At 39.1% G+C, this 867-nt stretch carries 2 protein-coding genes; both read right to left on the bottom strand.

Annotated elements, in window-relative coordinates:
- Positions 1–516: PTS transporter subunit IIC (locus tag AB4496_RS20885; RefSeq protein ID WP_372131851.1), on the bottom strand; the 516-nt coding region annotated here is incomplete at its 3' end.
- Between the two features lie 10 nt (positions 517–526).
- Entirely contained in the window at positions 527–796 is a 270-nt protein-coding gene (locus AB4496_RS20880) for a PTS sugar transporter subunit IIB (RefSeq protein WP_009845707.1), read from the bottom strand.
- Positions 797–867 lie beyond the last annotated feature (71 nt).

The raw sequence follows: 867 nt of genomic DNA, 5'->3' as shown, positions 1-867 counted from the left end.
TTCAGTGTACTTTTGGCCTAGCGCTGGCATCACAACCATTAATGTACCCACAATGATAGAGCCGATTGCGACTAGAACTGTGCCTTCAATGTTTGCTGTAGACAAAATTACCGCTACTAACATAGACATGAACATTGTGTGGTGACCCGTTAAGAAAATATATTTTAAAGGAGTAATACGAGCCAATAAAATATTCACAACGAATGCGAAGAACATAATTAGAGCCATTTCATAACCGAATGCTTCTTGTGCTAATGCAACAATTGCTTCGTTATTTGGAATAACACCACTTACGCCGAATGCTTCAGTAAATACAACTGAGAAGTTATTTAGTGCGCCAACAAGAGCGCCAGCACCAAAACCTAAAATTAGGAAACCCATTACGGTTTTAATTGTGCCTTTTAGAATGGTGGAAATATCAGCTTTCTGTGCAACAAGGCCAATGAAAGCAATTAAGCCTACCATGATTGCTGGCTCTTTTAATAAGCCGAGCATGAATTCGAAAAAGTTCTGCATAATTTTGACCTTACATGAAAGTTTTTAGTTGTTCTTCGATTGATGCTTTGTCAAAAATATTTTTAAGGCTGATTATGTTCTCTTTTCCGCCTTCTTTCAGTTGGTTTGCAACGTCTGTCGCTGCTACCCAAATATCCGCGTTGCTTGATGCAGCTGATGACAGATCTTCGTGATCAACTTCCGCTTCGAAACCGATTTTTTTAGCCACTTCTTTCACTGCCATTTCCATCATTAGTGAAGTACCAAGGCCGTTACCGCAAACTACAAGAATCTTTTTCATAATATTTGTCTCAATTGGATTTTAGGGGTTGAGAAACTGCGTTCTCTTATTGTGCGGGAGCATAGTAATGG

The organism is Vibrio sp. 10N.222.46.A1 (genome assembly GCF_041473595.1).
GTDB lineage: Bacteria > Pseudomonadota > Gammaproteobacteria > Enterobacterales > Vibrionaceae > Vibrio > Vibrio tasmaniensis_A.
This window is presented reverse-complemented; position numbering and strand designations above follow the sequence as displayed.